This is a genomic window from Lysinibacillus sp. GW821-FHT14F06, from assembly GCF_058803665.1.
On the sequence record NZ_JBXAPF010000002.1, the window covers coordinates 165467 to 187457 of the forward strand.

27 protein-coding genes are annotated in these 21991 nt (G+C 35.3%); 2 read left to right on the forward strand and 25 right to left on the reverse strand.

Features of this window, described 5'->3' with window-relative positions; genetic code table 11:
- Positions 1 to 199: 199 nt before the first annotated feature.
- A complete protein-coding gene (locus AC1RNS_RS03030) occupies positions 200 to 1708 on the reverse strand; it encodes a transglycosylase SLT domain-containing protein (protein WP_492990677.1) in 1509 nt (502 codons plus the stop codon).
- Positions 1709 to 2153: 445 nt separating this feature from the next.
- Here AC1RNS_RS03030 and AC1RNS_RS03035 point away from each other — a divergent pair, with 445 nt between their 5' ends.
- Positions 2154 to 2306, forward strand: coding sequence for a YolC/YozM family protein (locus AC1RNS_RS03035; protein WP_492990853.1), 153 nt, complete (start codon positions 2154 to 2156; stop codon positions 2304 to 2306).
- A gap of 163 nt (positions 2307 to 2469) precedes the next feature.
- Here the strand turns inward: AC1RNS_RS03035 and AC1RNS_RS03040 are convergent, their stop codons facing one another.
- The 15 genes from AC1RNS_RS03040 to AC1RNS_RS03110 form a co-directional block, all read right to left on the reverse strand.
- Positions 2470 to 2679, reverse strand: coding sequence for a hypothetical protein (locus tag AC1RNS_RS03040; RefSeq protein ID WP_492990678.1), 210 nt, complete (start codon positions 2677 to 2679; stop codon positions 2470 to 2472).
- 590 nt (positions 2680 to 3269) lie between these two features.
- Positions 3270 to 3653, reverse strand: coding sequence for a hypothetical protein (locus AC1RNS_RS03045; RefSeq protein WP_492990680.1), 384 nt, complete (start codon positions 3651 to 3653; stop codon positions 3270 to 3272).
- Between the two features lie 122 nt (positions 3654 to 3775).
- Positions 3776 to 4084, reverse strand: a complete 309-nt coding sequence (locus AC1RNS_RS03050) for a hypothetical protein (protein WP_492990682.1) — start codon at positions 4082 to 4084, stop codon at positions 3776 to 3778.
- Positions 4085 to 4208: 124 nt separating this feature from the next.
- Complete coding sequence (accC, locus tag AC1RNS_RS03055; RefSeq protein WP_492990683.1) at positions 4209 to 5576, reverse strand: acetyl-CoA carboxylase biotin carboxylase subunit; 1368 nt, start codon at positions 5574 to 5576, stop codon at positions 4209 to 4211.
- A gap of 12 nt (positions 5577 to 5588) precedes the next feature.
- Positions 5589 to 6089, reverse strand: coding sequence for an acetyl-CoA carboxylase biotin carboxyl carrier protein (gene accB, locus AC1RNS_RS03060; RefSeq protein ID WP_492990684.1), 501 nt, complete (start codon positions 6087 to 6089; stop codon positions 5589 to 5591).
- 200 nt (positions 6090 to 6289) lie between these two features.
- Positions 6290 to 6847 carry a SpoIIIAH-like family protein gene (locus tag AC1RNS_RS03065; RefSeq protein WP_492990686.1) on the reverse strand — a complete coding sequence of 186 codons (558 nt, stop codon included), beginning with the start codon at positions 6845 to 6847 and terminating at the stop codon, positions 6290 to 6292.
- Positions 6848 to 7267, reverse strand: coding sequence for a SpoIIIAG-related protein (locus tag AC1RNS_RS03070; RefSeq protein ID WP_427548975.1), 420 nt, complete (start codon positions 7265 to 7267; stop codon positions 6848 to 6850).
- A 207-nt stretch (positions 7268 to 7474) separates the two neighbouring features.
- Complete coding sequence (locus tag AC1RNS_RS03075) at positions 7475 to 8386, reverse strand: stage III sporulation protein AE (RefSeq protein ID WP_492990688.1); 912 nt, start codon at positions 8384 to 8386, stop codon at positions 7475 to 7477.
- A gap of 12 nt (positions 8387 to 8398) precedes the next feature.
- Positions 8399 to 8776, reverse strand: coding sequence for a hypothetical protein (locus tag AC1RNS_RS03080; RefSeq protein ID WP_492990690.1), 378 nt, complete (start codon positions 8774 to 8776; stop codon positions 8399 to 8401).
- 6 nt (positions 8777 to 8782) lie between these two features.
- A complete protein-coding gene (locus AC1RNS_RS03085) occupies positions 8783 to 8992 on the reverse strand; it encodes a hypothetical protein (RefSeq protein ID WP_012295089.1) in 210 nt (69 codons plus the stop codon).
- A gap of 133 nt (positions 8993 to 9125) precedes the next feature.
- Positions 9126 to 10133, reverse strand: coding sequence for an NAD(P)H-dependent flavin oxidoreductase (locus tag AC1RNS_RS03090; protein WP_492990693.1), 1008 nt, complete (start codon positions 10131 to 10133; stop codon positions 9126 to 9128).
- Between the two features lie 202 nt (positions 10134 to 10335).
- Positions 10336 to 10893 (reverse strand): elongation factor P, encoded by a 558-nt coding sequence (efp, locus tag AC1RNS_RS03095; RefSeq protein ID WP_283868609.1) that lies wholly within the window; start codon positions 10891 to 10893, stop codon positions 10336 to 10338.
- 17 nt (positions 10894 to 10910) lie between these two features.
- The gene (locus AC1RNS_RS03100; RefSeq protein ID WP_492990694.1) at positions 10911 to 11972 is read right to left on the reverse strand and encodes a M24 family metallopeptidase; all 1062 of its coding nucleotides are present in this window, start codon (positions 11970 to 11972) and stop codon (positions 10911 to 10913) included.
- 2 nt (positions 11973 to 11974) lie between these two features.
- Positions 11975 to 12409, reverse strand: a complete 435-nt coding sequence (gene aroQ / locus AC1RNS_RS03105) for a type II 3-dehydroquinate dehydratase (protein WP_492990695.1) — start codon at positions 12407 to 12409, stop codon at positions 11975 to 11977.
- Positions 12410 to 12470: 61 nt separating this feature from the next.
- A complete protein-coding gene (locus tag AC1RNS_RS03110) occupies positions 12471 to 12896 on the reverse strand; it encodes a hypothetical protein (RefSeq protein WP_492990696.1) in 426 nt (141 codons plus the stop codon).
- A gap of 172 nt (positions 12897 to 13068) precedes the next feature.
- On the opposite strand from AC1RNS_RS03110, the gene AC1RNS_RS03115 reads away from it, so the two are divergent.
- Entirely contained in the window at positions 13069 to 14001 is a 933-nt protein-coding gene (locus AC1RNS_RS03115; RefSeq protein WP_492990697.1) for a DUF1385 domain-containing protein, read from the forward strand.
- Positions 14002 to 14057: 56 nt separating this feature from the next.
- Here AC1RNS_RS03115 and AC1RNS_RS03120 read toward each other — a convergent pair whose 3' ends face one another.
- The 9 genes from AC1RNS_RS03120 to AC1RNS_RS03160 form a co-directional block, all read right to left on the reverse strand.
- Entirely contained in the window at positions 14058 to 14783 is a 726-nt protein-coding gene (locus AC1RNS_RS03120) for an ABC transporter permease (protein ID WP_492990699.1), read from the reverse strand.
- Entirely contained in the window at positions 14780 to 15505 is a 726-nt protein-coding gene (locus AC1RNS_RS03125) for an ABC transporter ATP-binding protein (protein WP_492990700.1), read from the reverse strand. Before AC1RNS_RS03125 ends, AC1RNS_RS03120 begins: the two co-directional genes overlap by 4 nt.
- On the reverse strand, positions 15495 to 15962 hold the full coding sequence (locus tag AC1RNS_RS03130) for a DUF3021 domain-containing protein (protein WP_492990702.1): 468 nt from the start codon (positions 15960 to 15962) through the stop codon (positions 15495 to 15497). The genes AC1RNS_RS03125 and AC1RNS_RS03130 overlap by 11 nt, the downstream gene beginning before the upstream one ends.
- 9 nt (positions 15963 to 15971) lie before the next feature.
- Complete coding sequence (locus AC1RNS_RS03135) at positions 15972 to 16418, reverse strand: LytTR family DNA-binding domain-containing protein (protein WP_492990703.1); 447 nt, start codon at positions 16416 to 16418, stop codon at positions 15972 to 15974.
- Between the two features lie 308 nt (positions 16419 to 16726).
- Entirely contained in the window at positions 16727 to 17653 is a 927-nt protein-coding gene (locus AC1RNS_RS03140) for an alpha/beta hydrolase fold domain-containing protein (RefSeq protein ID WP_492990704.1), read from the reverse strand.
- Positions 17654 to 18460: 807 nt separating this feature from the next.
- On the reverse strand, positions 18461 to 19174 hold the full coding sequence (locus AC1RNS_RS03145; protein WP_492990705.1) for an MraY family glycosyltransferase: 714 nt from the start codon (positions 19172 to 19174) through the stop codon (positions 18461 to 18463).
- A 190-nt stretch (positions 19175 to 19364) separates the two neighbouring features.
- Positions 19365 to 20390, reverse strand: coding sequence for an LCP family protein (locus tag AC1RNS_RS03150; protein ID WP_492990706.1), 1026 nt, complete (start codon positions 20388 to 20390; stop codon positions 19365 to 19367).
- On the reverse strand, positions 20380 to 20907 hold the full coding sequence (locus tag AC1RNS_RS03155; protein ID WP_492990708.1) for a sigma-70 family RNA polymerase sigma factor: 528 nt from the start codon (positions 20905 to 20907) through the stop codon (positions 20380 to 20382). The genes AC1RNS_RS03150 and AC1RNS_RS03155 overlap by 11 nt, the downstream gene beginning before the upstream one ends.
- Before the next feature lie 255 nt (positions 20908 to 21162).
- Entirely contained in the window at positions 21163 to 21741 is a 579-nt protein-coding gene (locus AC1RNS_RS03160; protein ID WP_492990709.1) for a TetR/AcrR family transcriptional regulator, read from the reverse strand.
- Positions 21742 to 21991: the final 250 nt, after the last annotated feature.

Consider the following 21991-nt stretch of genomic DNA (forward strand, 5'->3'; position numbering starts at 1 on the left):
TTCCTCATATATGCAAGTCCTTTTGTTATGCTTCCTCAACCTCTCCTGTAGCTTAACACAAGACTTTGTAGCTCCCATCAAGCAATCTGTGTCAATGAATTTAGTTATGAAAGGTTCGAGGAGTGTCAAGAAAGGATTTTTTTAACATAAAAAAGAAAAGATGACTTTTATAGTCACCTTTTCACTTGTATGTAGCAATTTAGTTATTGAATATTTGTTCGTAACGGTGGAAGAATGCCACTGTGTGCGCTCTTGCTAGAGAATCATTTGGTTTAAACTCTTCATTTGTTTTAGTAGTTGTTAAACCATTATCACGAAAGAATTTAATAGCTTCTGACTGAGATACAGTCTTACCATAATGCATTGAAGCTAAGATACGAGCGAAGTTACCCCGTGTGATATCCTTCCCTGCAATGGCTTGTTTGGATGCTGTGTTTGCACCTAGGACTGGTAGAGAGTATTTTGTAGCCAGTTGGTAGTTTACGTCTCCATACCATGAAGTTTTAGCTATCGTTGAAGCTAGTTCTGATGGTTTGAAGTAACGAAATAGGATAGATAACATTTGGTTTTCCGTTAAGTTAGTGTACGGTTTAAGTAAGTTTTCGTACTTACCTGTTGATGGGTTTTTCACGTTTGGGTCTCCACTGATGATACCGATGTTGACAGCCCACTTAAAATCCTCAGCCCAGTATTGGTTTGCATTGTAATCAGCAAACTTTGATACATCAACGTTGCCCGTTGTGGGCGGTGTTACCGGAGGTGTTGGCGTTGAAGCTGAGTAGTTTAAATAACTTGATGCTACATACCCCTCTGTCCCGTCACTTCTTTTCACAGGATACCAAACAAAATGGTTTTTCTTCGTTGATACTTTTTCATATTCAAAAGGACCCGTAATGGTAACAATTTCGCCTTCACGTAAAGTACTAAAAGGACTATCCATAGAAGGTCTTGTCCTAAATTTTACATTAGTAGTTGTTGCACTAACTTTTTGATTTGTTTCAAAAAAATACTTTGATTTTGTTAATGGTAAATCAAAAGGATAGTTCATCGCTGAAAATTTAATATTTCCCCTGCTGTTAGAGTCATATTGAAAATTTTCGCGTGTAAAAGGCAGCTCTGCTAAGTCTATTAATTCCAATTTCTCAATAATTCGGAGAATTCTTTCTTGATAGGCATTTGCATTTCTTTCACCAGTTGCTTGGACAATTGGACTATTTACTGGCTTAGTACCATTATAAGCCATGATAGCGAAGTACCAATGTTCCAGTACATCTCTTTCTCCACTGTTGATGCTAGGTAAATCCTTCCGCTTAAACATATTATCTAGAGTCTCTACACCAGCTTGAATATTATAGACAATATCGCTTTTTAATCTATCTTGATTGTAGCCTGCTTGATTTGTAATTTGCATAATGCCTATTCCATTATCAGCTGACACAATCGCTTCACCATTCACATCGAAATGACGCCAATTTCCACTTTCACCTTCCGCTATTGCCTTCACAATTTCAGGAGGAACATCATATTTCAGTGCTGTTTCGGTTAACAAACAGTTCATTGTGGAATAATCAGGGTTTTTTTTCGATGCCGAATCATACTCACATGTATTTTCAATATTATTAGCTAATACATTTTTATCTATATTTATAGATAGAGAGATGGCACCAATGGCAATAACACTAATCAATGGTTTCAATATCTTTTTCATATCTGATTATTACACTTCCTTTCATATTTTCTAAAGTTAAAAGATTCCATATATATGTTATCATAAACCCAATATTTGAGATAGAGGTAATAGTCAATGTTTCTATCATTTAACAGGATTGAGTGATAAATGATAGCCCTAACATATATTGATTTGGTGAAAGGGTTGTAAATAGTGATTGTTGGATTTTCCTTTTTGTGAAATAAGTAAGCTTCCTAAAAAAGGTCCCTATCTTTTTGATTTACCGAACAATGTTATGAGATGACTCTCATAACAAGTAAACAAGCAATGGAGGGTATAAAATGGGTGTAAAAAGCAAGTTTGGAATAATTGTTTTAGCAGGTGCTGTTATAGGGGTTGCACTATTTGTATTTACGCAAAAAGAACCGTTAGTACAGAAGCAGTGATGGAATCCTTATGGGTTAAACATAACGTTCAAAGTACCATGATAGGCGATACTGACCCTAATCTTGATGTATCAGTTTACGATAAAAAAGACATAACAGATGTGAAAAGTTATTTAGAAAACAACTTATCCGAGGAAGATTTAGAACACTACAAACTGAATGTGTATCAGTATTCAGAAAACCCAATTTGAATTTATTAAAAATGCACAGGAGAACCTAGAATCAGATTATAAATAATAAAGATGTTTTTCCGCAATCAGGCGCTTGGTTGAATAGAATAGGACTTGCGTTTAGGATTAATTTTCATACACACAAGTCCTTTCGTTACACTTCCCTTAATTGCTCCTACAGCCCTCAGAAGTAAGCAGTCCTACAAACCTTTTCAGGTATATGCTTATACAAACAACCTTCAGCAAAAATATCATACGAATGGTAATCATTTTCAATCGAACCGCCAAAGTCTGCTATTTTAACTACTCCAATCAGTTCATTGTCATTGAATGTGAATCGAACCTTATCACCCAACTTAAATTTCATCGGGGGTAAATTCCAGTTTTTTGACATACAAATCACTCCTCCTCATTAAAAACTTCAACAAACTCAGCGAATTTCATTACTTTCACACCGTTTGCTTCAAGCTCCTTACAATTGCGATTTAGATGTTGCTTCTAAACCGTTCAATTTGAACTGATTAGAAGTCCCTATTTCTCTGGTGTAGTTCTAAAAGGTGTCAGATTGACCCCTTTTGAAATTTCTCTCGAATCTCGAAGTAACATACCTATATTCAATATTGCTCTTTTTGAGAATACATTGTTTCCACGTTTGTTGATTCCAAGAAGTGAGATAATCTCACTTCTTAATTATGTACCTATATCACCGATTACTGCAATAACTTCTCGATATGGCATAAATACAAGCCAATTAGCCTCAAGTTCCTCTTTATATCTTCGAATGTTATCACGAATAACTTCTTGACTAATACCATAGAACTAAGCTACCTGCTTTGTTGTAGCAAGCTCAGTGTAAAGCAATAATAGCAATCTACCCACCCTATCAACTACATCTATTCGGTTTATATGATTTTTTCTGAGCTTTGGACTAAGACAAAAAAGCACACTTATACAAGTATGCTTTTAAATCTTCAGTTAATATTTCTATCGTTGTATGAAAAAAAGCTTTTCCGCACGTTTTCTGTATTTTTCATCTAAAATCTTTTCCACAATAAAATCTTTTATTTCTTGGTCACTTAACGGTTCTAAATCGTCTCTTATTTCTCCCATTTTCTCTAAAAATGCGAGTTGAACTATTCTATAATTCGAACTAATGATTCCAGCAAAAGTTATCGGGTTCTCCTGATTATAAAGTCGCCCTAGAGCATCTATTTCTTCAACAGAAAATTCTTTAGAAACCCTTTTGTAAGCATCCATTGCTTGTTCTATAGTTTCAAAGATTAGCCCGCCACTAACTAAATACATAGCTTTTATTACAGATTTCGCATATTCAGAATTGACATTTGGTACTTCACTTACTACTACCATTACTACCACCCCTTCTAAAAAGCCTGATTTTTCATCCATAATTTTACTATAAAGGTTTTTTAATAGCAATTAGAACAAACATTAGTGATAACAACAATAAGCTAACTAATCTATCTAACCCTTCAACACAATACGTAGTTTACTTTGCTTGTAATATCTTTGACGTTCCCTAATGAAGCAATAAAGCCAAATAATGTTTCCAAAGTGATTTCGTCTACATATTCAATATTCATATTTTTCAACATGCGAGTAAAAATATAATCATATTCGCTAATTGTCCGCTTCCGAATACCCCACAATCGCATTTGCTCTTTGACAATCATTAAAGCTGAATAAGCGCTAATGCGATTGCCTTTTAATCGAACAGAATTAACATCTACCACAATGGATGGCGCTATAATAAATGGCTCGTCATGCTCATTCTTAGCCAAACAAATATCCCTGTTCTTTGCTTATTTTTGGACATAAAAAAACCTCCAATCTAAATAAATTTAGTTAGAGGTAAAAAATTTCGGATATTCCTATTTGTTTTATTCCAAGTTTTTTCCCTAATGCTTACTTCGCTTTTTCTGCTACACCCAATACATCGTTCTCTTCTAGGAACTTCGTATTGAATTGTGCTGATTTGAACACGTCATTGTTCATGAGTGCTTGGTGGAATGGAATTGTTGTATTGATACCAGGGCCAGATACTTCAAATTCGCTTAGCGCGCGGTTCATTTTCGCAATCGCTTCTTCACGTGTGTCTGCATGAACAATTAGTTTTGCCACCATTGAATCGTAATACGGTGGGATTGTATAGCCAGCATAAACTGCAGAATCAATACGTACACCATAGCCACCTGGCGTTACATACGTATCGACAGTACCAGCTGAAGGCATGAAGTTTTTATATGCATTCTCTGCATTAATTCGGCATTCAATTGCCCAACCATTTAATTTTATATCATCTTGAGTGAAAGGAAGTTTTTCACCAGATGCAATTTTTAATTGTTGTTGTACAAGATCTACACCAGAAATCATTTCTGTTACTGGGTGTTCGACTTGGATACGAGTATTCATTTCCATGAAGTAGAATTTATCTTCTTGATAGTCATAAATAAACTCGATTGTTCCAGCGCCTTCATAGTTACAAGCTTGTGCCGCTTTAACAGCAGCCGCTCCCATTTCAGCACGACGTTCAGAAGATAGAGCTGGAGATGGAGCTTCCTCTACTAATTTCTGCATACGACGTTGAACTGTACAGTCACGTTCACCTAAATGTACGACATTACCATGACCATCTGCTAATACTTGGATTTCACAGTGACGGAAGTACTCGATGAATTTCTCTAAGTATACGCCAGGATTACCGAATGCTGCAGCAGCCTCTTTTTGTGTAATTTCGATACCTTTTACAAGATCTTCTTCTGTACGAGCTACACGAATCCCTTTACCGCCACCACCAGCAGTTGCTTTGATGATAACTGGGTAACCGATTTTTGCAGCCCATTCTTTACCTGTTTCGATGTCTGGAACAATACCAGTACCTGGAACAAGCGGAACACCTGCTGCTTCCATTGTAGTACGGGCAACGTCTTTAATACCCATAATTTTAATGGAATCAGATGAAGGACCAATAAATTTAATGCCAGCATTTTCACAAGCTTCAGCAAAATCAGCGTTTTCAGATACAAAGCCGTAACCTGGGTGAATACCATCAGCACCCGTTTTCTCTGCTACGCTCAGTAAAGCCGGGAAGCTAAGATAAGAATCTTTGGATAGCTTTGGCCCGATGCAATATGCTTCGTCTGCTAATTTCACATGTAATGCGTCTGCGTCTGCTTCAGAGTATACGGCAACAGATTGAATGCCTAACTCTTTACAAGCACGAATGATACGCACAGCGATTTCGCCGCGGTTTGCAATTAAAACTTTTTTCATGGTTTGCACTCCTTACTCAGCTTTTACAAGGAATAATGGTTGTCCATATTCTACTAATTCGCCATCTTTAACAAGTATTTCAACGATTTCCCCTTGAACTTCTGCTTCAATTTCGTTGAATAGCTTCATAGCTTCTACGATACAAACGATTGTTTCGTTACCCACTTTGTCACCCACTTTAACATAAGCTGGTGAGTCTGGGTTTGGAGATTGGTAGAAAGTACCAACCATTGGTGATACAACTTTATGTAACGATGGGTCGTTAGCTGTTGGTGCTGCTGCAGCTGGTGCTTCTTCAGCTTTTGCTGGGGCTGCTGGTGCCGCAGGAGCTGCTGGTGCAGATTGTTGTACAACAGGGGCTACTACTTCTTTTTTCGGTGCTACAGTTTCAGTAACAACAACACCATTCTTTTTTAACTTAACTTTTGCGCCATCTACTTCATACACGAACTCGTCAATTGAAGAAGAATCTACTAATTTAATGATTTCACGAATTTCTTGAATTTTGAACATTTCTAACTCTCCTTATGAAATAAAATCTACTACAAGCACTATTCTATATTTTTTTCGAACAATTTGAAATAGTTAAATGAAAATTAAGTAAATATGAACAAAATAAAAGGCTTTCCTTTACTAAACGAAAGCCTTTTCATTGCACTGATATATAACAATGACTAATAAATAAACAGAATATTCCTTTTTTTCATTATCTTTTAATAGTTATTAGCACTGAATTTTACTTGTACATCATTTGCGCCTTCCCACTCCGTTCTTACTAAATAAATGATTTCGTTTGCTTGAGATTTTGATAGCTCTTCCGCCATAACTGTAACAGATACTTTGCCACCGTCGGCTTTTACAAACGCATCGGAGTAGCCTAAAGATTTAATTAACATTTCTAGCATTGCTTCTGCTGATTCTTGTTTAATAAGACTATCAATGTCATTGTATGCTTCATTTTTTTCTTCTGCAGTGTATTCTTGAGAAGCAATCTTCTGCGTTAATTGTTGACGAAGCTGACTTCTTTCATCACTAACTTGCATGCGCATTTCTTCAAATAAATGGCTAGGTGAGGAGACTTCCTGTGTCATATCCTCTTTCGTAGCCTCCTGATCTGTTACACCTGTTACGGCAGTTTGCTGTAAAGTATCATCTGTAAAAATAGTTAGTCCATTAAATTGCTTTGCTGGGTCAACCAAATAATACACTGAAATTACTGCTACTAGACTTAATAATGTCATAAACCAAACTGTTCTTCTACGTACGCGCATTTACTTTTCCTCCTTATTTTCCATTGGAACAATAATTATCCGATGAATCGGTAACTGCATCACTTGACTGACAACCGCACGAATCTCATTTTTCACAAAGATATCTTTTGCACCTTCTGAAACAATGAGCAGCCCTGTTACTTCTTTCGTACTTTGCTCAGTCCCTCGAAAATATTGGCTAAATAGTTTATTTTCGTCCTTCTCATCAGTCATCTCTCCATAATAAAAATATACTTTAACCTCCCCAACACCTTGCATTGCTTTCAGTGTCTGTTCCAGTTTTTCTTCATTGGTCGTCGGTGTTGCTTGATTATTTGTAGAATTCGTTTGATACATTGGTAAAATGATGAAAATTCCTACGGAGGCGGCAATAAGCATTAAGATCATAAATGACGTTGTTTTTTTTCGTGCCTTTTCCACATCACTTGTACATTGCCTCCTTTCATCTTCTCTTTTTCAAGTGTATGTACGCTTGTTTCTTCCTATGAATTGATAAATGGAATCTTTAATAGCAATTGCAAAAATACTAACGTAATCACCAGTTTTGTCAGTGAAATTATTTCTTTATCATCTGCCAAAAAGACAAATATCTGACATACAAAGAGCAATGCCAATAAAAGAATCAATCTATCTCCCCCCGGCCATAACTTGTACAAAAACAATGAGGAAAAAACAAGAAAACATAAATGAAAAAGCAATTAAAAATGATACTGCACATAACGTAAATAGAGATTTACTAACGTGATCTAGTAATCTGCAAATATCATCAAAAGCAATCGGCTCTAAAATAGCTGCCAGTAGCTTTAACGAATAAGCACTGATAACAAGTTGTACCGTTGGAATAAATGACACAGTAATAACCGCTATAAAGGCACTAATACTACTAATAGAAGAGGAAAATTGCGTCATATGCTGGAACATTGAAAAACTATCTACGATAAAAGAACCAACCACAGGAATATTTTCTTCAATTAATTTTTTAACAGGCTCTGCAACCGCTGCATTCACACTAAATGCCGCTACACCACTTGCTGACATTAAAATAATGTAGCAAATGACCGATGCAGAGACGATGCTCATTATGGTAAAACGGATTAATTCAGCAATTCTTGTAAAGGAAATTTCTTTCACAATGACACTACATACATCAAATACAATGGCAAATAACACGCCCGGTATCAGCCACTTACTACTAACTATCGTTAAGACTTGTACAAAAAAGAGTAAGAAAGGCTGCCAGGAAGCAATTGCCGTAATACTACTCGATAAAAGAAAGCTTGAAGTAAGGATGGGATAAAATGCTGTAAATATGTGGGCAAGTCCCTGTGCTATTTCATCAATTAGTTGAAATGACTTCACTACGACAGGTCCTATTGTTCCAAGCACAATCAGAAAGAATAATATTCTTGTCCCTTTTTCAAATGTAGGTAAGAGCATATTCACGATTAAAATTATGATGACATAGCCGCACAGGGTGAGCGTCATCTTCAGCAAGAGAAAAAATGGATCAATTAAAAATGACAGTATCTGCTCCTGCATGATCTTCGCTCCTTAGTTTAGCCGTTGTAAAATAGCAGATACCTCCTGTAAAACAGCCAAAAATTCTTTAAACCAATACAATAAAATAACAATCTTAACCCCATCAATAACAATGTTTCCAAGTACTTTATAATTGTGCTCTACAAGTAACATTGACACCCATTGTCCCACATAAAAAAGACTGGCACTTATAACAATCGCTTTTGCATAAGGCAAAATAGCTAATGTCTCGAGTAGCTGCTTGATGAACGGCAATAAGAGTGTCGAGAACAACATACCGAACAATAAAAATGCAAACATTACACTTATTAGCGCATGGAGTGGCTGTATGACTTCTTTTATAAGTAATAATAAAAGCAGCATGACAACAGCAACGATGACAATTTCCATCTACACTTAACCTGAAGAGGTCAGCCATTGAAAGAATGTAAGGATTTCATTAAAAAATAGACGTAAAAATCGCAACAACTCCGCTGTCATGTATAAATAAGCAATGAAAAAGAGGAAAAATGAAAATTCTTTTTTTCCTGTTTGGTCAAAGAAAACATGAAGAAGCGCAACTACTAGTCCCACTCCAGCGACTCTTAATACGTCTTGTAATTCCATGCATACGCCCCCTCGTGTACAGCAATATATGTTGCAATCAATAAAAAAAGACCTCTATACATTTGTATAGAGATCTAAGTTTTAATGACGTGTTGTTATACCGTTTTAAACGATGCACAGCACATTAATATCACTATAGTAATTTTTCAATAATACTTTTCACAGTGCCAGTCTGTTTTACTAAATAGCTATTTTCTCCCATCCACATGGATAGATACTCAGCATTTCCCTGTTCTGCACTTTCTTTACGAATCGTAGTCGTTAAATGATTTTGCAAAGGATAGGGAGCTACAGGTGCATCTTTCATACGTTCTGTAAAATCATTCGCTAAGCCTCTTGCTGGTTTTCCAGTAAATGCACGAGTAATAGTGGTTTGCTGTTCTTCTGATTGGAGTACAGCATTTTTATAGAGCGGTGAAATTTCACACTCATCTGCCACTAATAAAGCCGTGCCAATTTGAACTGCCTGTGCACCGCTAGCTAAAGCTTTTTTCACATCTTCTTTCGTGACAATTCCCCCTGCAGCTATAATCGGAATTGAAATTTGTCCAACTACTTGTTGCAATAAATCAGGCAATGTAATTAATTGCATAGGTTCAGTGAAGGAGCCGCGATGACCTCCAGCCTCACGACTTTGCAGAACTACAGCATGCATTCCCTCCTGTTCTACACGCTTTGCCTCTTCCAAAGTAGTGGCTGTACCGATAACAAATACCTTATTGTCCTTTAAACGTTTAATAACGTCTGCAGAAGGTATGCCAAATGTAAAGGAACAAACGGCGACATCTTCATCGAGAATAGCTTGTACTTGTCCTTCAAATACTTCCTTGGACATAACACTTTGTACAGGTGAAAGACCTAGCTCATCATAAAATGGTTGTAAGGCCATACGAGCTTTTTGAAGGACTTCAATATCAATACGTGGATCTTCCTGAACAAATAAATTCACAGCAAAGGGCTTCTTTGTAAGCTTTTTCACTTCCTGGATAAAGCTTTTTGTTTGCTCTCCATCTAAATAACCTGCTCCTATTGAGCCTAATATACCTTCCTCCGCACAGGCAGCAACAAATTTTGGAGATGTTACACCTGCCATCGGTGCTTGAATTATTGGATAAGGTATCCCTAATGTTGTTTGTAGCATAGCACTCACTCCTTACGTTTATTGTAACATTTCTGCCATGTATGACCATCAATCGTATGATAGAAACAATTGACAGGCTAGTAAAAAAACACATTATGCCTCTATCGAATGTCACAAAAAATAGTTTTTTTTGCTTTATATGTATAAAATATAAATAAAAACCTACTCTTTCGTTTAGAAAAGAGCAGGTTTTTTAAAAGCATTACGCACGAGAAACGTATGAGCCTTCTTCAGTATTGATGATTAACTTATCACCTTGGTTAACGAAGAATGGCACTTGTACAATAAGTCCTGTTTCAAGTGTAGCAGGTTTTGTACCACCTGAAGCCGTATCACCTTTGATACCAGGCTCTGTTTCTGTTACTTCTAGCTCAACAGTGTTTGGTAACTCAACACCTAGCATTTCACCTTGGTATGATTGGATATAAACTTCCATATTCTCTCTAAGGAATTTTAATTCATATTCAATAGCAGCTGAAGCTAGTTCAGTTTGCTCGTATGATTCTAAGTCCATGAACACATGCTCGTCACCTTGTGCATAAAGATATTGCATTTTACGGTTATCAATTTGTGCTTTTTCAACTTTCTCACCTGCACGGAATGTTTTCTCATTCACTGAACCGTTACGAAGATTACGTAATTTAGAACGTACAAACGCAGCACCTTTACCTGGTTTAACGTGTTGGAAATCTAACACGCGATATAATTGGCCATCTACAATAATTGTAAGACCTGTACGAAAATCGTTTACTGAAATCATTTGTGTTCCTCCAAATTTTATAAAATAATAAGCTCTTTTGACGAATGTGTTAGTAGTTCATTACCAGTTTCTGCGATTAAAATATCATCCTCAATACGGACACCACCGATACCTGGTAAATAAACTCCTGGTTCAATCGTTACGGCCATCCCTGGCTCTAACACCGCATCTGAACGCATTGATAAGCCAGGACCTTCATGTACTTCAAGACCAATTCCATGTCCCAATGAATGACCAAATGCCTCACCATAGCCTTTTTCTTTAAGATAGTCACGTGCAATCGCATCTGCTTGGATGCCTGTCAGCCCAGGACCTACCTTTTCAAGCGCTAATAGCTGAGAACCAAGGACTGCATTATACATATCCACTAATTTTTCAGATGGCTCGCCAACTGCCACTGTACGTGTAATATCCGAAATATAGCCATTATACAGTGCGCCAAAGTCTAATGTGACAAAGTCTCCTTTGTCAATTACTTTATTCGTTGCAACGCCATGAGGTAATGCTGAACGAAGACCAGATGCAACAATAGTATCAAATGAGGACTGGGTTGCTCCTTGTTTACGCATGAAAAATTCTAATTCATTCGAAACCTCAAGCTCTGTTTTACCAGGCTTGATGAAGTCTAAAATATGTGTAAATGCGTGATCAGCAATTTCACACGCAACCTTAATAATATTAATCTCTTGTTCCGTCTTAATCAAGCGAATTTTTTCAATTAGCCCAGAAATCGGCACTAAATCAGCTTGAACCTTACTTTTATACAGTTCATATGTGCCATAGCTGACAGCATCTTTCTCAAAGCCCAATAATTTAATACCCATGTTTGTTACTTGCGTTGCAATTTCTTCAATAATTGTTGCCTCATGCTTTACAATTCGGAAATCCTGTACTTGTGCAGCCGCTTGCTCTGTATAACGGAAATCTGTGATAAACACAGCATCATTTTGAGACACAATCGCTACGCCCGCTGTACCTGTAAAACCAGTCATATAACGACGGTTGTACCCGTTTGTAATTAAAATGCCATCGATGTTTTGTTCTTGAAGTGCCTTACGTAGCTTTTGCAATTTCAACATAATCAATTCTCCCTCTCAATAAATGTGCGTAGTGCCAGTTCATAGCCTTTCGTACCTAGACCACAAATCTGGCCAAGGCATGCCGGAGCAAGATAAGAATGATGACGGAAAGCCTCGCGTTTGTGGATATTTGAAATATGTACTTCGATAACTGGCACAGTAATTCCGGCAATGGCGTCGTGTAACGCGATGCTTGTATGGGTATATGCTCCAGGATTAAAGATAATTCCACTATATTTTTCGTCCTCTGCTTCTTGCAACCAATCAATCAGTACTCCTTCATGATTAGATTGACGAAAATCGACAGTAGCACCAAGAGACGCCGCAAGATTCTGAACATTATCTTTCACATCATCTAATGTTTCATGTCCATAAATATGGGGCTCTCGTTTACCCAGTCGATTTAAGTTAGGTCCATTCAAACATAATAACTTCACGCATCTTCGCCTCTTTCTATGTACTTGCCATTTATTTTATCATACACGACGTATACAGCAACTAATTTCCTTTTTGAGCTGTATGTTCTTTCTGATGAAAATTTGCTGTTTCAAGCAAGAAACGCAAAAGACAAATAACGACCACCATAAAGGGAATCGATAATTTTTTAAAGGAGGAAAGCTGCATAGGCAAATCAAGAACGACCCATTCTAATGTAATCGTCACAAATAGACCAAGCAAAAATGAAGATAGAACAGCAGGAATAATATAGACATACCTCAACATTATAAATAATAAAAAGCCTATGATAAATAGACATAAAATCAGAAAACTCCAATGAAAGAGTTTTGAGCTATCCTCAAAAAGCCCCCACTTCTTATAAAAACCTACTGGACTCCATTTAATAAGATGAAAGTAATGTAAGCCCTTTAAGCAAAATGCTAAAACAAGGGCACTGACAAGGGAAGTGATACTAGCTATTTTCAAGTAAAATCCTCCTTATTTAGTATGCTTGATTGATTTTTTAATTGTTCATCATTTCCTTAATTGTACGAATAGTGTAGCCATATAGAAATTTTACTATGCGTAACTCTAGAGGTTTTTCTTTAAATTTAGTACAATGGTACAGTTGAAATATATATAGAGAGTGGTGTTGGCTTTGAGCAATTCACCTGTATACGGGGGACAAGCACAATTAGAAGGTGTAATGTTCGGAGGAAAGGAACATACGATTACAGCCATTCGCCGTAACGATGATTCCATTGATTATTATCATTATAAAAAAGTTCAAAAACCTGTTTTACAAAAATTAAAAAAAGTTCCATTTGTACGCGGCGTTGTGGCGCTGATTGAATCAGCCGGACTAGGCTCTCGTCATATGCAATTTTCAGGCGATCGTTACGACGTTACACCTGGTGAAGAAGAGGAGCATAAGGAGGAAGGCTCTAAGCTGCAAATGATTTTAGGCGTTGCCGTTGTTGGAATACTTTCCTTTTTATTTGGAAAATTCGCCTTCACATTAATTCCTGTATTTATAGCGGACTTTTTCTCAAAATGGATTGAGGGTAAAACTGGACAAATTCTACTTGAAAGTGGCATTAAGCTACTTTTACTATTAACTTATTTATATTTTATATCGTTAACTCCTATTATTAAACGAGTATTCCAATATCATGGTGCAGAACATAAGGTAATAAACTGCTATGAAGCTGGTATGGAGATAACAGTGAAAAATGTACAAGCTCAATCCCGCTTACATTATCGTTGTGGTAGTAGTTTTATGCTGTTCACAGTCTTTGTCGGCATGTTTTTATATTTCTTCGTGCCCACTGATCCACTATGGTTACGTATTGTCGACCGTATTTTATTAATTCCTGTTGTGCTTGGTATTTCATTCGAGGTACTCCAAGCTACAAATGCATGCCGTAACCTCCCTGTGTTACGCTTCCTTGGCTATCCTGGCCTATGGCTTCAATTACTAACAACTCGTGAGCCAAAGGACGATCAAGTGGAAGTAGCAATTGCTTCCTTTAATATGCTGCTGCAAGTGGAAAAACAGCCAGAAATTGCAGCAACACTAAATCATGACTAAAATAAAGGACAGCTCAAACTGGAGAACGATCTAGTTTGAGCTGCCCTTTTTATTTATTAGCCTCGCATCTTACGTTTGAATAGTAGGATAGCAATTATAAATATCACGATTGTATAACCTATGACAATAACGAGTGGTATGAAAGCATCTGTATAGCTTGTGCTTTGAACTGCACGTGCTGCATTCACGGCATGAACAAACGGTAAAAATTGCGCAATTGATTGAAAAGTACCACCAATCATATCAGGCTCAAACCAAGTTCCGCTAAACCATGTTGATACATTCACAAATATCGCAAAGATACCACCAACCTGCTTATCCGTAAAAATTGTCCCAAATAATAAGCCTAATCCTATATAAAGTAAGGAAATAACCATAAGTACCCCTACCACCCATAGTATAGAGAGATTCATTGGCAGCCCTAAAAACATGGCAGTAAGCAAACACAATATAATTTGTAAAAATGCAATTGGTAACAAAGGCAGAACATAGCCTAGAATATAATCTCCTGCTGACATAGGAGAGGCAAAGATACGCATTAAAAAGGAGGAGCTTCTATCCTTCCCAAGTAGCATTCCTGAAAAAAGAGTAAGAAAGGAAAAACTAAAAACAATAACACCTGGAGTTAGATTACTAATTTCATAAAAGGCAAATGGCATATTTTTTTGCATGACTGAAAATAAGCTCATAAGCAGAATTGGTAAGCCTAAGCCAATTAACAGTGTTACTGGATCACGAACGATTTCCTTATGATTTCTTGTCGCAAACACATTAGCCCTCAACATAAACCCTCCTCTGTATATGCTAAAAATATTTCTTCCAGGGATGATTGTTTTGTTTCATGCATCAATTGTTGAATTGTGCCAAGTGCACATAGCCTTCCATGATGCATGATGCCTACACGATCTGCAAGCATCTCAACCTCTTCTAAATAATGAGTTGTTAAAACAATCGTTACCTGTCCCTTTAATCCACTTAGTATTTTCCATAAATCACGGCGCGCACGTACATCCAGCCCTAATGTAGGTTCGTCGAGAAAAAGTATTTTAGGTTTTGACATCATAGCCATTGCAATGCTTAATCGACGCATAAATCCACCTGATAGTGTTTTGGCCTTGTCGTTCTGACGTTGTGAGAGGGCAAACAACTCCATATTTGCGTTCGCCCGTTCCCTTGCCTGTGTTTTGGAGCAACCATAAATTCGACCTAAAAATAGTAAATTTTCAATTACTGTTAAATTTGGTGCAACTGCTGATTCCTGTGGAGAAATATTCATAATCATTTTTGCCGCAACCTGATGGTGAACGATACTTTTTCCATCCAACAGAGCATCACCATCTGTTGGCAGCAGAAGTCCACAAAGCATTTTAATTGTGGACGTTTTGCCTGCTGCATTTTGACCAAGAAGTGCAAAAAACTCACCCTGCTTTATGCTGAATGATAACTGATCCACTACTACTTTTTCGTGGTAACATTTCGTTAGTTCCTTTATTTCAATTGTCATGCAACTCACCCTCCTTTTTTAACATCGCATTGATTTGTTCAATATCACGCTTTGAAAATTTATATTGCAATAGCCATGTCATAACATATGTTCCTAAAAAACTTGCGAGTAAGGAGAACACATTTGCCATCGTTTTCGGCATCCATAACGTCATGACAATTGGTATCCAAACAATTGCCGTTACAGCAAAATGCACGATATATTGCTTTAACATCCCCCATCTGGCTATTTCAAAAAACTGTGCAGCTAAAGCAAATGTAATGCCAATCAAACCCGTCAACAAAATCTGTGCGATAATGGCCATTGCTTCACTCGGAAAAAATGCTTGAAATTCTGGAACAACCCAAGCATAGCCCCCTTGTTCTATCCCCATTGCTACAAAAAATTGTACAAATTGTCCAAGGAAAACACCGATTCCAAATCCTCCTACAATACGTGTCAGTATGTCTTTATTCACATTTTCACCTCATAATCCTAACTGCTTTTTGATTTTTGTGACGTAACGCCTAGAAGCATATGTGTTGATACTTCCTACTAGTTCAACACCAATTGTTCCAGTTTTGCTAATATCCATGCGTTTAATCATATGTCGATTGACAATTTCAGCATTTGAGATTCGTACAAATATCTGCGAATTTAACCGTTCCTCCAGCTCATACAAGCGCAAACGTACCGTATAGATTCCCTTTAAAGTTTGAACGAAGACCTTCTTCTGTTCCGTATAAATGCGGATGATATCCTGACAATCGATAAACTCAACACCTCTATCTGATAACACCGATAAAGTATGGATTCCAGCTGAAGCAATACAATGCATTAGATGCTCAATTTCAACTGTCATCTCTGCTGTATGAATTGTGACCTTTGGCTCTATACATTTAGGGTCAACAGAAATTTCTACTTTCAATATCATCACAGTCCCTTCTAACGCCTTCACTATAAATTTTTCCTTTAACAATGTAAATAAATTTTCGACGACTGGTCATTTTCCGAGGATAACTGGTTCAATTACTAAATGGTCCCTATCCGCATTATGATGAAAGTCTGAAATGAATTTAATAAATCTTGTTAAAAGAGAAAAAGCGTGTTTTGAATTGATCCAAAACACGCTTTTTCTATACTTAATTGTTATAAAAAAGTTTGATGATTTTTGTGATCCTTGCTTATTTAAAGTCTCTTTAAATTGAATAATGAACATATAGCATTACCCTATTTCAACACTTATTCACTAATAATATTAATAATTTTCTGCTGAGCATCCATGGCTTCAGGGATAGGCATTGCAACAAACACATGATTCATTTTAGGATAAACAAAGGTAGTGATTTCAATTCCTTGTTCTCTTAGTTGTTCATCAAATTTTATTGCATCTGGATATAAACTTTCATGTGTTCCAATAAAATGAGTCATCTTCCCAAGTCCTTTAAAGTCACCATAGATTGGACTAATCAACGGGTCCTTTAAATGTTTATCAGCTGCCCAAATCTTTGTAATGACTTCCATTCCCTCACTTGCCAGCATCGGATCCTTTTCCTCATACTCAGGTATAAGAGGATTTTCTAAACCCATATCAACACATGCAGATAGTAAAATAATATCTTTTGGTTGTGGTAGATCGTTCCTCTTCAAAAGTTGAACCAGTCCAAGTGCTATATTTCCGCCTGCTGAATCTCCTATGATGGTCAATTGATCGAAGCTTTCAACAGTTCCAAGAATTTTTTTATATAAGTTTAGCATTTTTGGGTAGGTATCTTTATAGCTAAAATGTGGTACTTTAGGATAAATGGGCGCAATAATTTTCGCATTTAACGATTGTGCCATTTTATCCATGAGCATCCAGTGCAAATGTAAAGGTTGATTTGTCCAAGCACCACCATGTATATAAAGAATAACTTTTTGGTTCAAAGACTTTTGGTCATTTAAAGTGAAGACCTGCATACCCTCGTAGGTTAGCTCCTTCACATCACTTATTAATTTAACATCTTCCCCAATCACATAAGGCTGAATATTTTCAATTCCCCTTTGCTTTATGAACTGTTTGGTATTTTCAATACTAGAAAAACTTATTTTATTACTTTGGGAAATTAACAATTTTTCAAATTGAACACTTTCTTCAGAACGATCTCCATTAAAAATTTCTACACTCATGTTTCTCTCTCCTTTAAACATTGTTTTATAAATAGTTTGATGTATGAGAAATCTTAACAAGGCCTTAAATTTACGGAGGATTTATTAGTTCAACTTCACAAAGTAGGATCTTTTTATCAGACTTTATTTATTTCCACATCTTGAAGTAAACTCCTTCAAAATTCACAACATTTGCTGATGAGAATAAATGAATGCCTATTCGTTCTAATGGTAAGAGTTTCGGAATAAAAGTTTGATTTAAATACTTGATTTAAGTGGATAATAAAAAGCTGTCGTTTTGGATAAAGATTAAATGACAACTTTCTTGTATTCCTAATAACTGTTTTTAATAAAAGTAGATTGATTATTTTTCATTCCTTATTCCTATAACTCAATAAGTAAATTACTTTGATATTAATATTTCTATTAAATCATCTATGTTTCCAATAACTATCTCAACTTCAGGTAAATGATAAAATGGGCTTGTAGTTTCAAAATTATTTACTTCCTCATTCGGTGAGTAAAGATATATTTTTTGCCTTGTCCAAGAGCTATCCCAAATTCTATATGGCTTCCCTTTCTCGCAGGTAATAATACAACTAAAAAATCGGCTTCCATAATAGCATTTTTCTCATGTTGACCTATTCTTCTTAAGTCTTTATACGTCGAAGCCTTATCATTTTTTGTCCAATCATATGTGTGTACGTAGCCTTTATTTTTTAATTTCTCACTAACATATCCAACGTCATCCTTATTACTAAAACCGATGCAATATAAAACTTCACTTTCTTCCTCTTTCTAGAATTAATAACTTTTGAACATTAATTTCTATATAATACGATATTTACGTGAAAATTGCGTGATAACCAAAATAATCGTTAACCCAACAACGAGATACCACATTATATGAAAAGGAACTATGAACATTACTACACCAAATAAAATAGCTGTTAAAGTGCTATCTGTAATTGATTGTATACTCGTAAATTTATCTTTAATAAAATAATATAAAGTGAATGGTATTGCTAAAGTAAATATCGGAATATAAATTGTTATAATAGATATTTTAATAAGGGATATTGAAAGTACTGCTATTACGAAGCCTATTGACGTAGTAAGAGTTCTTCCTACAAATGCTTTACCTGAAAAATAGCCGTATAGCAGAATAAATATAATCGTTAAACTCGCACAAATCCCCGTTATTAAAACAAATGAATGGCCTATGACGAAAGCAGACATTGAGAAACAAACTAAAGAAACGAATGGCAACAGCAATATTGAAGGATTTTGCGCTTTTTCTATATTCATTACATTTGTAAAACCTACAAGTAATAATAAAGTAAATGGAATCGTCAAATATCCTAATTCAAAGTGACTACCTAGATTAATATGACTAACCTCAAGTTTGCCGACCATTATAATTACAAGTGATGCACAAATTTGACCAATCATCCCCCAAATGCTTGATAATTTAAAAGCTTGCGTAAGTTTATCTGTCATTACAATTAAAACGATACCAATTAATAAAGCTAAATATAACAAATTTTCCCCTCCCAAAATAATTCTTTAGAAATACTCAAAGTTAAATATTCCTATCTGTAATTATATAACACATGTAAAAAATAACCAAATACAATGATAAAAGTGCGTTAATCTATACTCCATTAACGCACCTTTTCTTCTCTAAAGTATAAAATTACATCCACAAGTATTTCAATAAAACAATTTCTATTTAGTCAAATGTCGTCAATTCTTCTGAAACAGAATTTAAAAAATCTTGCTCAAACCTATATATGTGTTTACCTTCAGAACTATTTATTATTATTGCGTCTGATATCATTCCATCACTTAAAGAAACTGATTTTATAGAATTAATATTTATTTGATTCTCTAACAACGAATCAAGCGATATATTGGCTTCTATTTGAGTAAACAGTTCTTTTGATTGTGTTGGTGGAATTTTGTTTTCTGTTTTATTCAAAACCGCATTCATTAGATTTAATAGATCTTCTTCATCTAAGCTGATTCCCTCTCCAACTGTAGCAGCCATCATTAATGACACAATCTGTTCTCCATTCAAATGATTTGTGCCCTTTTTGAAGTCAAATGCCACTTGTGATATCGCTCTTACTCGAATATCTTCTGGCAAGTCGTAATCTATCCCATTCACGGAATCAATTAGCGTTGAAATAGTCTCTAAATCGATCACTGCATAATAATCAATTGGTAAATTTAATAGTTTTGAAACAGCTGTTCTTACATTTTCAGCACCGCCAAAACTATAAGCAAATAGCAATTTATCGTACAATGGAGTTCCCTCATTGTTATCCGCCACCTGTACATACGTATCATTAGGGAGCGATACAACTTTCATCATCTTTTTATCTTTATTATAAGTAAGTAAAAGATTAAGATATATTCGATTATCCATCTCTTTCGACTTCACCGTAATTAAAGTGGTTAAAAATTCAGCTTCCTTAACTATTGGTTCACTTGCAATATTTGTGTTAGATTTTTCATTAAAGCTTCCAGAAAGAATTGATGGCATAAACAAAAATATACACAAGCCAACTACTAATAAAGAAACTGTCAGTGGAGCGAATTTTTTTGAAGAAGACACAAGAGATTTCTTTTGCGTATTATTATTCTTCTCCAGTTTATGAATTTGTTCAAATACTTCATTACGGTCTTCTTTCGTGAATCTTAGCTCTTGTTCAGACATATTATATAATTTATCTCTTAATCGTTTATCTTCCATTAAGTTCTGCCTCCTTTATCATCGACTCTAATCTTTGTTTTGCTCTTCTTAATCTAGTTTTCACAGTATTAACTGAAGTATCCAAAACTATGGCAATTTCCTCTGTGTTTAATGAGTCATAGTAGTATAGATAAACCACTTCCCGATACACTTTTGGAAGAGAAAAGATAGTATCTTTTATTTCTTCATTATTGTATTTATCGATAACTGTTTTTTCTGTTGATGGTAATATTGACTTTGCTGTTTCATTTATAAAACTTTTTACCTGCACCATTTTATAATTCCAACTTTTTAAATAATCTTTACATTCGTTTATTGTTATACGGTAGAGCCATGTTTTTATTTGTGCGTCAAATCGAAACGAATCAAGGTTTTTGTAGCATTTGATAAACGTATTTTGAACCATATCCTTGGCTATCTCTGTATCTTTCACATATGAAAATGCCAATCGTACCAACTCATTACCATATTCAATCATTATCTTTTCTAATATGAAGTCTTTTTCTTCTCTGTCCAATCTACCTACCCTCCCTTTTAACTACTTCAAATTCTGCTATTAGACGATTATCAATTTATATTAGGTTCAATTTTAAAAAAATATTTATTTTTACCAAAGATTCTTTACTAATCGGTGTTTAATTTAAATATTTCGAAAAGCATCCATATAATTATTGCTGAAATACAAAACCTGTATCTTAGATTACCAAGTAATCATAGATACAGGCTTATTGTTTGTAAATACTCAATAAAGTTCAAAAAAATAAAGGTATATTTAATTAGAAATATCAAGTCCTTTTAAAACCAGAGTTACTAAATTCTTAATATAGTTATCATTTTCAAGAGGAAATTCATCAGATGCTCTTTCTCCAACTAAAAAATGGGTTAATAAGGTTGAAAAAAACATTGAAGCTGCCAATTCAATTGTCTCTTTTTCAATAGAAGCAGAAACAGCCCTTGCCAGATGGATGTTGATTTCTTGAGACATTGTATGAATAAGGTCAATAACCTTCGCATTTACATCTTTGTTCTGTATCATTTCAGGGGACCAAATAAATGACAAGAAATTTTTATTCTGATATAAAAAATCGGAATATAGATGTCCTAATTGAATTAAAGCGGGAATAGGATCCATTTCAGATATTCCCTTCATTTCCTTGCACATTGACCCTATAAATGAGAACTCTTGAATTAGATGATTAAGTAGTTCAGTTTTATCTTTAAAATAGTAGAAAATAAGACTTTCTGCTACATCACTCTTTAAGGCGATCTCTTTTGTTGTTGTTGCTTTAAATCCCTGTTCTGTAAAAAGCTTCAATGCTGTTTGTACAATCTTATCCTTTTTTGAAATCAATAAATCCACCTCTAATTGTCTAAAAATTTGAGTGTTTACTCAATTGTAAACCAAATTAAATTGATGTCAAGACCTTCCATTAAACTGAATTCGTGAACCCTCTCATATCACAAATACCAATTTTCTTTCGATGCGTTCTTCCAAAATCCTCCTTAATTGCGGAACAAAAAAATCCTGCGAATTAACACAGGATTTTTAATCAAACTTTTTATGAATGCTTAATCTTTATTTTTAACCATAGATTTATTTT

Coding starts and splice junctions, on each gene's coding strand:
- AC1RNS_RS03030 (WP_492990677.1), bottom strand. CDS start 1,708: ATGAAAAAGATATTGAAACCATTGATTAGTGTTATTGCCATTGGTGCC.
- AC1RNS_RS03035 (WP_492990853.1), top strand. CDS start 2,154: ATGATAGGCGATACTGACCCTAATCTTGATGTATCAGTTTACGATAAA.
- AC1RNS_RS03040 (WP_492990678.1), bottom strand. CDS start 2,679: ATGTCAAAAAACTGGAATTTACCCCCGATGAAATTTAAGTTGGGTGAT.
- AC1RNS_RS03045 (WP_492990680.1), bottom strand. CDS start 3,653: ATGGTAGTAGTAAGTGAAGTACCAAATGTCAATTCTGAATATGCGAAA.
- accC (WP_492990683.1), bottom strand. CDS start 5,576: ATGAAAAAAGTTTTAATTGCAAACCGCGGCGAAATCGCTGTGCGTATC.
- accB (WP_492990684.1), bottom strand. CDS start 6,089: ATGTTCAAAATTCAAGAAATTCGTGAAATCATTAAATTAGTAGATTCT.
- AC1RNS_RS03065 (WP_492990686.1), bottom strand. CDS start 6,847: ATGCGCGTACGTAGAAGAACAGTTTGGTTTATGACATTATTAAGTCTA.
- AC1RNS_RS03075 (WP_492990688.1), bottom strand. CDS start 8,386: ATGCAGGAGCAGATACTGTCATTTTTAATTGATCCATTTTTTCTCTTG.
- AC1RNS_RS03080 (WP_492990690.1), bottom strand. CDS start 8,776: ATGGAAATTGTCATCGTTGCTGTTGTCATGCTGCTTTTATTATTACTT.
- AC1RNS_RS03085 (WP_012295089.1), bottom strand. CDS start 8,992: ATGGAATTACAAGACGTATTAAGAGTCGCTGGAGTGGGACTAGTAGTT.
- AC1RNS_RS03090 (WP_492990693.1), bottom strand. CDS start 10,133: ATGCTACAAACAACATTAGGGATACCTTATCCAATAATTCAAGCACCG.
- efp (WP_283868609.1), bottom strand. CDS start 10,893: ATGATTTCAGTAAACGATTTTCGTACAGGTCTTACAATTATTGTAGAT.
- AC1RNS_RS03100 (WP_492990694.1), bottom strand. CDS start 11,972: ATGTTGAAATTGCAAAAGCTACGTAAGGCACTTCAAGAACAAAACATC.
- AC1RNS_RS03125 (WP_492990700.1), bottom strand. CDS start 15,505: ATGACAATTGAAATAAAGGAACTAACGAAATGTTACCACGAAAAAGTA.
- AC1RNS_RS03135 (WP_492990703.1), bottom strand. CDS start 16,418: ATGATATTGAAAGTAGAAATTTCTGTTGACCCTAAATGTATAGAGCCA.
- AC1RNS_RS03140 (WP_492990704.1), bottom strand. CDS start 17,653: ATGAGTGTAGAAATTTTTAATGGAGATCGTTCTGAAGAAAGTGTTCAA.
- AC1RNS_RS03150 (WP_492990706.1), bottom strand. CDS start 20,390: ATGGAAGATAAACGATTAAGAGATAAATTATATAATATGTCTGAACAA.